12 protein-coding genes are annotated in these 13,512 nt (G+C 43.2%); 8 read left to right on the top strand and 4 right to left on the bottom strand.

The window, feature by feature from the left end:
* Nucleotides 1–3: 3 nt before the first annotated feature.
* Nucleotides 4–2,619 (top strand): M14 family metallopeptidase, encoded by a 2,616-nt coding sequence (locus ACFSJE_RS10040; protein ID WP_379830839.1) that lies wholly within the window; start codon nucleotides 4–6, stop codon nucleotides 2,617–2,619.
* Between the two features lie 70 nt (nucleotides 2,620–2,689).
* Here the strand turns inward: ACFSJE_RS10040 and ACFSJE_RS10035 are convergent, their stop codons facing one another.
* Both ACFSJE_RS10035 and ACFSJE_RS10030 read right to left on the bottom strand, forming a co-directional pair.
* Nucleotides 2,690–3,445 carry a sulfite exporter TauE/SafE family protein gene (locus tag ACFSJE_RS10035; protein WP_379830838.1) on the bottom strand — a complete coding sequence of 252 codons (756 nt, stop codon included), beginning with the start codon at nucleotides 3,443–3,445 and terminating at the stop codon, nucleotides 2,690–2,692.
* 65 nt (nucleotides 3,446–3,510) lie between these two features.
* The gene (locus ACFSJE_RS10030) at nucleotides 3,511–4,101 is read right to left on the bottom strand and encodes a riboflavin synthase (protein ID WP_379830837.1); all 591 of its coding nucleotides are present in this window, start codon (nucleotides 4,099–4,101) and stop codon (nucleotides 3,511–3,513) included.
* Nucleotides 4,102–4,159: 58 nt separating this feature from the next.
* Between ACFSJE_RS10030 and pdxA the strand changes: the two genes are divergently transcribed.
* The 7 genes from pdxA to ACFSJE_RS09995 all read left to right on the top strand — a co-directional run bounded on the left by pdxA (nucleotide 4,160) and on the right by ACFSJE_RS09995 (nucleotide 10,355).
* Complete coding sequence (gene pdxA / locus ACFSJE_RS10025) at nucleotides 4,160–5,212, top strand: 4-hydroxythreonine-4-phosphate dehydrogenase PdxA (RefSeq protein ID WP_379830836.1); 1,053 nt, start codon at nucleotides 4,160–4,162, stop codon at nucleotides 5,210–5,212.
* 113 nt (nucleotides 5,213–5,325) lie between these two features.
* The gene (locus ACFSJE_RS10020; RefSeq protein WP_379830835.1) at nucleotides 5,326–5,856 is read left to right on the top strand and encodes a YceD family protein; all 531 of its coding nucleotides are present in this window, start codon (nucleotides 5,326–5,328) and stop codon (nucleotides 5,854–5,856) included.
* Between the two features lie 7 nt (nucleotides 5,857–5,863).
* Entirely contained in the window at nucleotides 5,864–6,064 is a 201-nt protein-coding gene (gene rpmF / locus ACFSJE_RS10015) for a 50S ribosomal protein L32 (RefSeq protein WP_036380757.1), read from the top strand.
* A gap of 176 nt (nucleotides 6,065–6,240) precedes the next feature.
* A complete protein-coding gene (locus ACFSJE_RS10010) occupies nucleotides 6,241–7,239 on the top strand; it encodes a beta-ketoacyl-ACP synthase III (RefSeq protein WP_379830834.1) in 999 nt (332 codons plus the stop codon).
* Between the two features lie 25 nt (nucleotides 7,240–7,264).
* Nucleotides 7,265–7,759, top strand: a complete 495-nt coding sequence (gene accB / locus ACFSJE_RS10005) for an acetyl-CoA carboxylase biotin carboxyl carrier protein (protein WP_379830833.1) — start codon at nucleotides 7,265–7,267, stop codon at nucleotides 7,757–7,759.
* Nucleotides 7,760–7,848: 89 nt separating this feature from the next.
* Nucleotides 7,849–9,201, top strand: a complete 1,353-nt coding sequence (gene accC / locus ACFSJE_RS10000) for an acetyl-CoA carboxylase biotin carboxylase subunit (protein ID WP_379830832.1) — start codon at nucleotides 7,849–7,851, stop codon at nucleotides 9,199–9,201.
* A gap of 35 nt (nucleotides 9,202–9,236) precedes the next feature.
* Nucleotides 9,237–10,355, top strand: coding sequence for an NAD(P)/FAD-dependent oxidoreductase (locus tag ACFSJE_RS09995; protein WP_379831553.1), 1,119 nt, complete (start codon nucleotides 9,237–9,239; stop codon nucleotides 10,353–10,355).
* A gap of 71 nt (nucleotides 10,356–10,426) precedes the next feature.
* Here ACFSJE_RS09995 and ACFSJE_RS09990 read toward each other — a convergent pair whose 3' ends face one another.
* Both ACFSJE_RS09990 and ACFSJE_RS09985 read right to left on the bottom strand, forming a co-directional pair.
* Nucleotides 10,427–11,089 (bottom strand): ABC transporter ATP-binding protein, encoded by a 663-nt coding sequence (locus ACFSJE_RS09990; protein ID WP_379830831.1) that lies wholly within the window; start codon nucleotides 11,087–11,089, stop codon nucleotides 10,427–10,429.
* Between the two features lie 7 nt (nucleotides 11,090–11,096).
* Nucleotides 11,097–13,496, bottom strand: a complete 2,400-nt coding sequence (locus ACFSJE_RS09985) for an ABC transporter permease (protein ID WP_379830830.1) — start codon at nucleotides 13,494–13,496, stop codon at nucleotides 11,097–11,099.
* Between the last annotated feature and the right edge of the window lie 16 nt (nucleotides 13,497–13,512).

Here is a 13,512-nt window from a genome sequence, read left to right as displayed (position 1 = left end):
CCAATGATTTTTAAAATTGTAAACCTCAAAACCTTGCTGTTTTCATTAGGAATGGCTTTGGCATGCGTCACGTCATTATTAGCGCAAAATGTGCCATCCCCCAAAGATGTCTATGGCTTTAGGGTAGGAGATGACTACCAACTGGCAGATTATGCCCAAATAGAAGATTACCTCACCAAGTTGGACAACGCTTCCAACCGTATCAAAAAAATTGAAATTGGCGAAACCGTCCTTGGACGCAAAATGTACTTGCTCTTTATTTCAACAGAGGAAAATTTGGCGCAGTTGGATAAATGGAAAGATATCAGTACCAAATTGGCCCGGGTTCAAATCAGTGATGATGAAGCGGCAAAGCTCTCTTTAGAGGGAAAGGCCATTGTTTGGCTCGATGGCGGAATGCACTCTACTGAGCTGGCGCACGGACAAATGACTTCGGAATTGGCCTATACGCTGGCCACATCGGAAACTGCAGAAATGCAGAAAGTTCGGGAAAACGTTATAACCCTTTTGATGCCCGTGATGAACCCTGATGGATTGGACATTGTGGTGGACTGGTATCGAAAAAATCGCGATACACCCTATGAAACATCAAGACCTCCAATTCTTTACCATTATTATATGGGGCACGACAATAATCGCGACTGGTTCATGAACACCATGCCAGAGACCTATAATGTAACCAGAATCTTGTACAACGAGTGGTATCCACAGATTGTGTACAACCATCACCAATCGTCACCTTCTTGGACCAAAATTTCCATTCCGCCGTATGCTGACCCGGTAAATCCAAAGATTCATCCTGCGGTAACTGCGGGGGTAAGTGAGGTGGGTTCAGCCATGTCAAAACGTTTTTCTTTGGAAAACATGCCCGGGGCCATAGCAGATAATTTCTATACCATGTTCTGGAACGGAGGGGGAAGGACCGTTCCCTACTATCATAATATGATAGGCATCCTAACCGAAACAGGACACACTTCTCCAACACCACGGTTCTACGACCCTGAAAAGTTGCCAAAAACGGTGGCTGGGGGAACACCAACAGATGGAACCGACATCATGTACCCCGACCCTTGGAAAGGAGGCGAATCCCATTTTAGGGATGCGGTAGATTATATGCTCACAGCAACTTGGGCCGTATTGGATTTGGCCACGGACCGAAAAAGCAACTACCTCTACAACATTTACAAAATGGGAGCTTCGGCCATTGAAAAAGCCAAGACTGAAGGCCCTTTTGCCTATGTGATTGGCAAGGAGCAATGGGACTCTTTCGAAGCAGTGAATCTAGTAAACGTGTTATTAAGAGGTGGTATTGAAATCGAAAAGGCAACCAAGGATTTTACCATAGGGGATACCAAATATGAAAAAGGGTCCTATGTCATCTATGGTGGTCAGGCGTTCAGGCCCTATTTGTTGGATTTGATGGAAAAGCAGAACTATCCCACCCGTTTCCAATACCCTGGCGGACCTCCGGATACCCCATATGATTTGGCCGGATGGACGTTGCCGCTTCAAATGGGAGTGGAGGTTGCAAAAATTGCGGAGCCCTTTGATGCTTCAACCGAAAAGGTGGCAGGATTGGTTGATTATTATGAAGGCAGCCTCAACCGAAACGGTTCTTATGGGTATGCGCTGAGCGTAAACTCCAATGCTTCAGTTGCTGCAACCAATAAAATTCTAAAAGCTGGAGGAACCGCTTTCAAGGCCATGACGGAGTTCAAAGCAGGAAAAGTTTCCTTTCCAGCTGGGTCTTTTGTGGTTACCGGGGATAAAGCTTTGATGGAATCCCTTGCCAACGAATATGGATTGGAATTTACAGGGTTGATGGCCAAACCAGAGGTTCAATTGAAACCACTTCATTCGCCTAAAGTGGGACTGTACAAATCTTGGGTGGCCAACATGGATGAAGGTTGGACCCGTTTTGTGATGGATGAGTATACTTTTGATACCGACACCCTTCACGACGCAGATATTAAAACGGTGGATTTGTCCAAGTACGATGCCATCATTCTTCCATCACAAGAAGCAAAATCCATTTTACACGGTCATACCCCATTGGAAATGCCGGAAAAATTTACTGGAGGTATCGGGCTGGACGGTTCCCTCGCACTGAGTAACTATGTAAAGAATGGAGGGACATTGCTCGCCTTTGATGCCGCCAGTGATTTTGTTATTGAGCAGTTTGGACTTCCGTTGAAAGATGCCGTTGAAGGGGTGGACAGTAAAGACTTTTTTATTCCAGGTTCTTTGATCAAAACTGGAATAGACACTACCAACCCATTGGCGTTTGGTATGAAAGACACGGTTTCTGTGTCCTTTAACAAGAGTAGGGCTTTTATTATTGACAAGCAAAGTAAGGAAGGCGAAGGTGGTAAAGAAGATATTAAAGATGCGCCTAAACCCGAAGTTGAGGTCATTGCCACCTATGCGGAGAAAAACCTTTTGATGAGCGGTTGGGCCATGGGCGAAAACAAGTATATTGCCAAAAAGCCAGCGATGGTGAAAGTAAAATACGGAAAAGGCTCGGTAATCCTGTATGCTTTCAGGCCGCAGTTTCGAGCTCAGCCCAGGGGCACCTATAAATTGATTTTTAATGCGATTTACGAAGGAGCATCAGAATAAGATAGAGGAATACATACAAGTCATATTAGAACCCATCAGCTACTGGTGGGTTTTCTTTTGAAGGAAATCATTACCTAAAGAGAATCGCAATCGCCCCAATGGCCGTCACCACCAAAATAAAGCGCTTGTAATTTTTTTCGTTGATTTTCTTAACGATGACCACCCCTAGAAAAAGCCCAACCAAAATAGCCGGAAGCAGCGCAAGGTTAATGTAGAGGCTTTCCATAGTTACCGTTTTCCAAACAAAGACGTGAAACGGAAGCTTGAAGGTGTTGGTGATGAAAAACAACCAAGCCGCGGTGCCTACAAACTCGTTCTTGGGCAATCGCATTCCCAAAAAGAAAATATTGGTGAAGGCCCCAGCCAAATTTCCGATCATGGTGCAAATTCCGGCCATGACACCCATAGATCCAGCAAACATCCAGTGTGTAGGCACATGTTCCGTTTTTCTCCGGTCCCACCAATACAGTAAGCCCAAACTGATAAAAATTACAATCACCATTCCCCATTTAAACTCTCGTTCTGGAAGGTCCTTTCCAATGAGTACGCCAATGAAGATGCCCAGAATCATCCACGGGAGAAACCGTAAGATATATTTCCACTGGGTATGCCTATTATAATAAATTACGGCAAAGATGTCCCCAACAATCAACAAGGGTACAATCAAACCCGTTGAAGCGCGTGAGCCAAAGGCCAAGGCCATGAGCGTAACATTAAAAATGGACATTCCCTTTAATCCTGCCTTGGATACTCCCATAAGAAAGGCAGCCGTGGCAGCCAGCGTCCATGAAGCAACTGAAATTTGGGAAAGGGATGAGAGGTCCATTCAACGGGATTGGTCAGTTACAAAAATAGCCCAAAAAGATATCTTGGGTCGAAACAACCGTGATATCAGTTTCGCAGTTCCATCAATCGGGCCACATATTTGCCCACCACATCAAATTCAAGATTTACAACGGTGTTTACTTTATAGGTATGGAATCGGGTGTGTTCATATGTATAAGGTATAATGGCCACGCTAAAACTATCTTTTTTAGAATCGACAACGGTTAGGCTCACCCCATCCACGGTTATGGATCCCTTTTCAATGGTAATGTTGTTCAGTTTGGAATCATACTGAAGCGTAAAAAACCAACTCCCGTCTTTTTCTTCAATGGAAGAACAAACCGCGGTCTGGTCCACATGGCCCTGAACAATATGGCCATCCAAACGAGCACCCAAAAGCATGGCGCGCTCCAAATTCACGTTATCCCCAACCGTCAAAGTGTCCAAATTGGTTTTGTTCAAGGTTTCTTCAATGGCGGTCACGGTGTAAGTGTTACCCTCAATGGATACCACAGTAAGGCATACCCCATTATGGGACACACTCTGGTCTATTTTCAATTCTTGGGTGATGCCGGAAGAAACACTAATGTGTAGATTTCCGCCTTCTTTTTCGAGCTTTTCAACTTTCCCCAAAGTCTCTATAATACCTGTGAACATGAATCTTTTTAATTGACTAGCTTTGTAGTGCAAAAGTAGCTATATCAGTATTGATTCTATGAAAGAAACGCAAAAATTAAAGCTTGGGATTTCCATTGGGGACCTTAACGGCATAGGGTGCGAAGTAGCGCTCAAAACATTTGAGGATGCCAGAATGTTGGATTTCTGTACCCCAATCATTTTTGCCTCGAACAAAACCATATCGCAGCAAAAATCCGATTTGGGAATCGATATTACTTTTAATGGAATACGAGATGCTTCACAAGCCCTTGAAGGAAAGGTCAATATTGTAAATGTTTGGAAGGAAGTTCCCACTATTGAATATGGAAAAGCTACGGAAGAAGGAGGTAAATATGCCATAAAATCACTGAGAGCTGCAGTCACCGCCTTGAAGGAAGGAAAAATAGACGTGTTGGTCACGGCGCCTATCAATAAGAATAATGTACAGGCCGATGATTTTAAATTTCCGGGCCATACCGATTTTTTGGCACAAGAACTCAAAGGCGAAAGCTTGATGTTTATGGTGGCCGACACCCTTCGGGTGGGACTGTTGACCGATCACATCGCCGTCAAAGATGTGGCACAAGCCATTACCCCAAAACTGATTCGCCATAAGGTGGCCACCATGGAAAAGTCACTCCAAATGGATTTTGGCATTCGCAGGCCCAAAATTGCGCTGTTGGGCATCAATCCGCATAGCGGCGATAATGGAACCATTGGTGAGGAAGATGATAAGATTATGAAACCGGTGATTCAGGAGATGTTCAATAAAGGAACGTTGGTGTATGGGCCTTATTCTGCTGACAGTTTCTTTGGGTCCAACACACATAACCAGTTTGATGCGGTTTTGGCAGCTTATCACGATCAAGGTCTCATTCCGTTTAAAACACTTTCCTTTGGAAAAGGAGTGAATTACACCGCTGGATTGGATCGGGTTCGCACCTCTCCAGACCACGGCACCGCCTATGAAATTGCGGGAAAAGGAAAGGCCGATGAAAGCTCCTTTAAAGAAGCGGTTTTTATGGCAATTAATGTCTTTCGAAACCGTTCAGAGTATATAGAATTGAATAAAAACCCATTGCAAAAACAAAAAACCAAGCGAGCCAGTTAAAAACTTGTACTTGGGAATGATATTTGTTAGCTTTGGAATTGCAGTTTTGCAAATAAGTAGTATCTTTGCACCCGCCTTTACAGGCTGGTACACAAACCCTAAGTGTAGAAACGATGAAGCTGAAGGAGTTTTTTATCCCTTTTTCAGGACTGAAGTTGGGAAAACATGAATTTGTGTACAAGATTGATAACGCGTTCTTTGAATCTTTTGAATACCAAGAATTTAACGGAGCTGACATTCTAGTAACTGCCATATTGGACAAAATGAGCACTATGATGGAACTGGGAATCGAGGCGAAGGGAACGGTAAATGTGGACTGTGATCTTACTGGGGAACCGTATGATCAACCCATTAGTTCAGATTTGCACTTGGTAATCAAGTTTGGGGAAGAATACAATGATGAGGATGATGAAATCCTGATCATTCCCCACGGAGAATACCAAATCAACATTGCACAGTATATTTATGAAATGTTGGTGCTGGCGGTTCCTCAAAAAAGAGTGCACCCCGGTGTATTGGACGGAACGTTAAAATCCGAAATCTTGGACAAGCTGGAAGAATTGCAGCCAAAAGAAGAAAAAGGAGAATCAGAAAAAACAGATCCCAGATGGGATGATTTAAAAAAGTTACTAACGGACAAATAGGTTTATAATGGCACATCCTAAAAGAAAAACATCAAAGACCAGAAGGGACAAAAGAAGAACCCACTACAAAGCTGTGGCCCCTACCATTGCCAAGGATTCTGCAACCGGTGAAATGCACTTGTACCACAGAGCACACTGGCACGAAGGCAAATTGTACTACAGGGGCCAAGTTTTAATAGACAAGACTGAAGAAGAAACTGCGGCCTAACCGCAACCTTCTCATAATAAACCAACTCCCGTTATTCTGCAACGGGAGTTTTTTTATGGGCCCATCTTCTAATTTAAAAACGAACCCGTTTTGACGAAAAAGTCATATAAAATGACTAATTTTCACCGCTTTTGGGTCAAATTTCAAGGTTTTTGACAAAAAAAGAGACGCTAAAAATGAAAAAAACAACAGCGGCAATCACAGCTGTAGGAGGATACGTTCCAGATTTCGTTCTGTCCAACAAAGTACTGGAAACCATGGTAGACACCAATGATGAGTGGATTACTACCAGGACCGGAATCAAGGAACGAAGGATCTTGAAAAAGGAAAACGCCGGAACATCATACATGGCCATTAAGGCTGCCGAAGATCTAATTCAAAAAAGCGGAGTAGATCCATCTGAAATCGATTTTGTGTTGGTGGCCACGGCCACACCAGACTTACCGGTTGCATCAACCGCGGCTTACGTGGCATCGGAAATTGGAGCTGTCAACGCATTTGCCTATGATCTCCAAGCGGCATGTTCCAGCTTCTTGTACGGAATGTCAACTGCGGCTAGTTATATAGAATCAGGAAGATATAAGAAAGTGTTGGTGATAGGTGCCGATAAAATGTCATCCATATTGGATTATACCGATCGTACCACCTGCATTATTTTTGGTGATGGGGCCGGGGCTGCGCTTTTTGAACCCAATGAAGAAGGTCTCGGACTACAGGATGAATACTTACGATCTGATGGGGTGGGAAGACAGTTTTTAAAGATTGAAGCCGGAGGTTCTATCTTACCAGCATCAGAAGAAACCATAAAGAACAAACAACATTATGTATATCAAGATGGCAAATCTGTTTTCAAATTTGCCGTTTCCAACATGGCTGATGTTTCCGCGCTGATTATGGAGCGGAACAACCTTACGCATGAAGATGTGCAGTGGTTGGTACCACATCAAGCCAATAAACGCATCATTGATGCCACCGCAAACCGAATGGGAGTGGCGCCAGAAAAAGTGATGATGAACATTGAACGCTACGGAAATACAACTTCCGCTACCCTGCCCTTGTTGTTGTTTGATTATGAAAAACAACTCAAGAAAGGGGATAATTTAATTTTTGCCGCCTTTGGCGGAGGATTTACATGGGGTTCCATCTATTTAAAATGGGCCTATAATTCAAAATAGCACACTACTAACTAAATTATATTCCATGGACATTAAGGAAATTCAAAGTTTGATCAAGTTTGTCGCCAAATCCGGCGCCAGCGAGGTGAAGTTGGAGATGGAAGACCTCAAGATCACGATCCGAACGGTCGGTAGCAGTTCAGGTTCCCCAGAAACAACAATTGTGCAGCAAATACCTGTACCTCAGACACAGTCTGTTCCGCAGGTAGCACACACACCTGCCGCACAAGAACCAGCAGCGACCAAGACGGAGTCAGCACCAAAATCTGAAGAATCCAAGTACATTACCATAAAATCACCTATCATTGGAACTTTCTACAGAAAGCCTTCTCCGGACAAGCCAGCATTTGTTGAGGTGGGATCTAATGTGAGCCAAGGCGATGTTCTTTGTGTGATAGAGGCGATGAAACTTTTCAATGACATTGAATCTGAAGTTTCTGGTAAAATTGTAAAGGTTTTGGTTGAGGATTCTTCTCCAGTTGAATTTGACCAACCTTTGTTTTTGGTAGACCCATCATAGATAATTTTAAATGCTAAATTTTAAGTGACTAATTATTAGTTATTTAAAACCATTTAAAATTTAGAACCCAAAATTTAAAATTGTATTCTATGTTTAAAAAGATATTAATTGCAAATAGGGGTGAAATTGCGCTTCGCATTATTCGTACCTGCAAGGAAATGGGCATCAAGACCGTGGCAGTCTACTCCAAGGCGGATGAGGAAAGTCTTCACGTAAGGTTTGCAGACGAGGCTGTGTGTATTGGACCAGCACCAAGTCACGAATCCTATTTAAAGATACCCAACATTATAGCCGCAGCGGAAATTACCAATGCGGATGGTATTCACCCCGGATATGGATTTCTTTCCGAGAATGCCAAGTTCTCCAAAATTTGTGCTGAACACGACATCAAGTTCATTGGTGCATCTGGCGAGCAGATTGAAAAAATGGGAGATAAGGCTACGGCCAAAGAAACCATGAAAAAAGCGGGCGTCCCTACCGTTCCCGGTTCGGATGGTTTGTTGAAAGATGTTGACCACGCCAAGAAAGAAGCCAAGAAAATGGGCTATCCCGTTATGATCAAGGCTACCGCTGGAGGTGGTGGAAAAGGAATGCGTGCCATTTGGTCCGAGGAGGAAATAGAAAAGAATTTTGAAAGTGCGGTCAAAGAGGCCACAGCTGCTTTTGGGAATGGTGGAATGTACATGGAAAAACTCATTGAAGAGCCCAGACATATTGAAATCCAAGTAGTTGGAGACCAATACGGAAAGGCTTGCCACCTATCTGAAAGAGACTGCTCCGTACAGCGTAGACACCAAAAATTGACTGAGGAGACTCCATCACCGTTTATGACGGATTCTCTTCGGGAAGAAATGGGTAAAGCGGCGGTAAAGGCTGCGGAATTCATTAAATATGAAGGTGCAGGAACTGTAGAGTTTTTGGTAGATAAACACCGAAACTTCTACTTCATGGAAATGAATACCCGTATTCAGGTAGAGCACCCCATTACCGAACAGGTTGTGGATTATGATTTGATTCGTGAGCAGATTTTGGTTGCTGGCGGCGTCCCAATTTCCGGAAAGAATTACTATCCGAAGTTGCATTCCATTGAATGCCGAATCAATGCGGAAGACCCGTATAACGATTTTAGACCATCACCAGGAAAGATTACAACGTTGCATACGCCAGGAGGCCACGGAGTTCGTTTGGACACACACGTGTATAGTGGATATATGATTCCACCAAACTATGACTCCATGATCGCCAAGTTGATTACCACTGCCCAAACACGGGAAGAGGCCATCAACAAAATGAGAAGGGCATTGGATGAGTTTGTGATTGAAGGTGTAAAAACCACGATTCCGTTCCACAGACAATTAATGGATCACCCCGATTATTTGGCAGGGAATTATACCACCAAATTCATGGAAGGGTTTAAAATGGATCCTAAATATCAAGATTAAAACAGACCCCGATGAAAATCGGGGTTTTTTATGCTATGGAGTTAAGCTATTGGGAATATAAAACCTGGCTGTCCCGAGTGGACTTCACCGTAATCGGAAGTGGTTTGGTAGGACTCAATTGTGCACTTCAGCTTAAGGAAAAGTATCCTAAAAGCAAGATTTTGGTACTGGAAAAAGGAAGTCTTCCGCAGGGAGCCAGCACCAAAAACGCTGGATTTGCTTGCTTTGGGAGTATTTCTGAACTTGTTTCCGACCTTAACTCCCATTCAGAAGAACAGGTGGTTCAACTCGTACAAAAAAGGTATGCCGGAATCCAATTGTTGCGTAAACTTTTGGGTGATAAAGCAATCGGTTTTGAGAAACATGGAGGGCATGAACTTTTTCTAGAGGATGCTCCAGATTTATTTGAAACTTGCTTGGATAGGATGGATAATCTGAACGAATTGTTACGTCCCGTTTTTGGAGATGCCCCTTTCGTGAAAACGAAAAACCTATTTGGATTTGGGAAGATTCAAGAGCATTACATCACTCATCAATTTGAAGGACAGCTGGACACGGGCAAGATGATGAAAGCGTTGCTGCAAAAATGTTATGAGGCTCAAATTCCCATTTTAAATGGGGTGGAAGTCCAAGATATTCAGGAAGTTGGAGATAAAGCCCATGTCGTAGCGGAAGGCTTTGGATTTGATTCAAAGCATGTCTTTGTTGCCACCAACGGATTTGCTTCAAAACTACTGAAATCCGAAACGGTGAAACCTGCCAGAGCACAGGTGCTGATAACCCAACCCATCAAAAATTTGAATATAAAAGGCACCTTTCATTTTAATGAAGGGTTCTATTATTTCCGAAATATTGATGACCGCATTCTATTTGGGGGTGGCAGGAACTTGGACATAAAAACCGAGGAAACCATGGAATTTGGGGAGACTGATATCATCCAAAATTCGCTGGAAAAACTGCTTAAAGAGGTGATTTTGCCTAATCAAAAGATAGAAATTGACCGAAGATGGAGCGGCATCATGGGAGTTGGCACCCAAAAATCACCCATTGTCAAAACAATTTCCAATTCCATCCATTGTGGTGTCCGACTTGGTGGAATGGGAGTTGCCTTGGGAAGTTTGGTGGGAAAGGAACTCGCAGATTTAGCTGAATAAGTTCAAATCCAAGTTCAGGACCAAGCCCAAAAGCATTGATGCTTGAGTTTGAACTTGAACTCTTGGCTTGATTAAATCATCCGCCCATCCAATAAATTGATGATTCTAGAACCGTATTCCGCGTTCTTTTCGGAATGTGTGACTTGGATGATGGTTACCCCTTCGTCATTCAACTCTTTGAACAGTTCCATAATTTCTTCCCCTTGTTTGGAGTTCAAATTTCCGGTAGGCTCATCAGCTAAAATGAGCTTGGGATTGGAAATCAAGGCGCGGGCAACACCTACCAATTGTTGTTGTCCACCGCTCAATTGGGCTGGGAAAAGGTCTTTTTTACCCACAATGTTGAATCGGTCTAACATGTCGGCGACCATGGCTTTGCGTTCAGCGCCTTTCAGTTTTTTATAGAGCAAGGGCATCTCTAGATTTTCCTTTACGGTAAGCTCATCCAATAAATGATAGGATTGGAACACAAAACCGATGTATTCCTTGTACAAATTGGCTCGGTTTTTTTCCTTTAGCGAGTGTACAGGCTCATCCAAAAATTGATACTCGCCCTCGTCAAATGTATCCAACATGCCAATAACATTGAGCAAGGTTGATTTTCCAGAACCAGAGGGCCCCATAATCGATATGAATTCGCCTTCCTGTACTTCAAGATTGATGTCCTTCAAAAGAAATACACGTTGGCCTCCTGAGTTGACCCATTTAAAAATGTTGTTGAGTTGTAGTAGCATATTTAAATTATTCTGTTCGTAAACTTTTAACAGGATTCCTCCTTGCAGCCTTAATTGCCTGAAAACTAACCGTGACCACAGTAATCAACAAGGCCCCAATCATGGCCAAGGCAAAAATCCACCATTTTAGAATTACCCGATAGGGATATTCCTGCAACCAACCGTTCATCACATAATAGGCAATGGGCACTGCAATAAAGCAAGAGATAATCACGAGCTTTAAAAAGTCTTTGGAGAGCATGTTCCATACATTGAACACGGTTGCGCCGAGCACTTTTCGAACCCCAATTTCTTTGGTGCGTTGTTCCGCCACAAAAGAGGTTAGGCCAAAAAGACCCAAACAGCTTATTATAATGGCCAAGGCTGTAAAGATTCCTGACAATTGGCCAACGCGTTCTTCCGCCGCAAATTTTTCACCGTATTCCGAATCCACAAAATCATAATGAAAGGGTACATCGGGGAAATGTGCTTTGAAAACCCGTTCTATAATGGCCAAATTTTGACTGGCACTTTGTTTTGGATTCAACCGAAGGTTGTAATACGAAGCATTATCGTATCGGTCAAAGGCATATATACCCTGTTTTACGGGTTCATAGGGAGACTGGGCAATCATATCTTCCACCACACCGATCACGGTGAGGGGTTCGCCAGGATTTTCCTCATCGGAATCCCTAAAAATCATACCTACTGGATTTTCAACACCCAAGTATTTAACGGCGGATTCATTAAGTAATATGGCGGTTGAATCTGAAGCAAATTCCCTGGAAAAATCCCTTCCTGCGACTATTTTCAGTCCAAGGGATTTAGCATATTCCGGGGATACATCTGTCCACGCCAGATCTTCTTGAAATCCATCGGGCTTACCTTCCCAGGTCCAGCCACTCCGGTTGGACCAAATATTGGTTGTAGGGCTGCTGGAGGAGGACATTTCCACCACCGCTCCTGAATTCAGGAACTCGTTGCGCATCAATTCATATTTCCCATAAAACTCAGGACTCATGGTCGGAAGCTGTACCAAACCTTCTTTATCATATCCAACGGGACGGTTTTTGGCGTGATTGATTTGCTGCATGACAATGACTGTCCCTATGATGAATGCAACCGAAACGGTAAATTGTAGCACTACCAACGCTTTTCGGGCCAAACCGGAATGTTTACCGGCTTGAAAAGTGCCTTTCAAGACATCAACTGGTTTGAAAGAGGAAAGGTAGAGCGCGGGATAACTCCCAGCCAAAACTGCCGTCAGTAAAATGAATAAGATGGATACCAACCAAAATGCAGGCTGTGTCCATGGAAATGCAATTTCCTTTCGAGCGAGCTCGTTAAAACCGCCTAATGACAGTATCACAATTAAAAGGGCAATGACAAAAGCAAAAAGGACCACCAAAAAGGATTCTCCCAAAAATTGATTGATCAACTGTCCTCTTTGCGACCCGATGGATTTTCGAATCCCAACCTCTTTGGCCCGTTTTTCTGATCGTGCGGTACTCAGGTTCATAAAATTGATGCATGCCAAAAGCAATACAAAAATGCCGATGATACCAAACAACCATACATACTTAATCCGCCCACCAACTTGTTTTCCATTTTCAAAACGGTTACGCAAATACCAATCGTTCATGGGTAAGAGAAAAAGTTGTGGATTGAATTCAACCGTGTCCTCGTTCAAGTTCTTTTTTACATCTTTTATGGCTGAGGTAACACTTTCCATGGTGGTATTGTCCGCAATTTGAACAAACATTTGAAAGGAATTGTTGCCCCACTGGTCTTCTGCATTTGTTACCCACTCCTGTATGGTGATGTATTTTTCCCAAGGCATTAAAAAGGCCATATCCCTGAAGGAGGTGTTGTACGGAATGTCCTCGTATACTGCGGTCACCATCATATCATATTGACCATTGATCTTAACGGATTTTCCTATGGGATCTTCATTGCCAAACAAGGCTTGTGCTGTTGAAGTGGAAAGCATTATGGAACTCACTTCCCGAAGCCCATCTTTTTCACCTTTAAGGATGTTAAGATCCAACATTTCTGGAGCTCCACGCTGCATAAAGTTGCCCTCTCTAGAAATGCTGATGTCCTTATACTTTAAATATTGGGAATTGCTCCACGAAGACATCACCAAATGTTTAAAATTGTCCATATAACCATCTCGAAATGCTTTTTCCAAAGGACGCGGAATTGCAGGACCAGTGCCTGTTTCCCCGTTAAAAGTTTGTGATTGGAATATTTGAGCAATTTTCTCTTTGTTGGAGAAGTAATTGTTATGAGATAACTCATCTTGAATCCACAGCCCAATGATTAAGGCCACTGCCATACCAAGGGCCAGCCCCCCTACATTGATGATGGTGTAGGCCTTATGCTTGGTAAGGTTCCTCCATGCGATTTTAAAATAATTCTTGATCATGATGGTTTGTTTTTTG

Source organism: Flagellimonas iocasae (assembly GCF_042682725.1).
GTDB classification, from domain to species: Bacteria; Bacteroidota; Bacteroidia; order Flavobacteriales; family Flavobacteriaceae; genus Flagellimonas; species Flagellimonas iocasae.
The sequence above is the reverse complement of the archived record's forward strand: the minus strand, read 5'-3'. Positions and strand labels throughout refer to the sequence as shown.

Coding starts and splice junctions, on each gene's coding strand:
- rpmF (WP_036380757.1), top strand. CDS start 5,864: ATGGCACATCCTAAAAGAAAAACATCAAAGACCAGAAGGGACAAAAGA.
- pdxA (WP_379830836.1), top strand. CDS start 4,160: ATGAAAGAAACGCAAAAATTAAAGCTTGGGATTTCCATTGGGGACCTT.
- ACFSJE_RS10030 (WP_379830837.1), bottom strand. CDS start 4,101: ATGTTCACAGGTATTATAGAGACTTTGGGGAAAGTTGAAAAGCTCGAA.
- ACFSJE_RS10035 (WP_379830838.1), bottom strand. CDS start 3,445: ATGGACCTCTCATCCCTTTCCCAAATTTCAGTTGCTTCATGGACGCTG.
- ACFSJE_RS09985 (WP_379830830.1), bottom strand. CDS start 13,496: ATGATCAAGAATTATTTTAAAATCGCATGGAGGAACCTTACCAAGCAT.
- ACFSJE_RS09990 (WP_379830831.1), bottom strand. CDS start 11,089: ATGCTACTACAACTCAACAACATTTTTAAATGGGTCAACTCAGGAGGC.
- accC (WP_379830832.1), top strand. CDS start 7,849: ATGTTTAAAAAGATATTAATTGCAAATAGGGGTGAAATTGCGCTTCGC.
- ACFSJE_RS09995 (WP_379831553.1), top strand. CDS start 9,237: ATGGAGTTAAGCTATTGGGAATATAAAACCTGGCTGTCCCGAGTGGAC.
- ACFSJE_RS10010 (WP_379830834.1), top strand. CDS start 6,241: ATGAAAAAAACAACAGCGGCAATCACAGCTGTAGGAGGATACGTTCCA.
- accB (WP_379830833.1), top strand. CDS start 7,265: ATGGACATTAAGGAAATTCAAAGTTTGATCAAGTTTGTCGCCAAATCC.
- ACFSJE_RS10040 (WP_379830839.1), top strand. CDS start 4: ATGATTTTTAAAATTGTAAACCTCAAAACCTTGCTGTTTTCATTAGGA.
- ACFSJE_RS10020 (WP_379830835.1), top strand. CDS start 5,326: ATGAAGCTGAAGGAGTTTTTTATCCCTTTTTCAGGACTGAAGTTGGGA.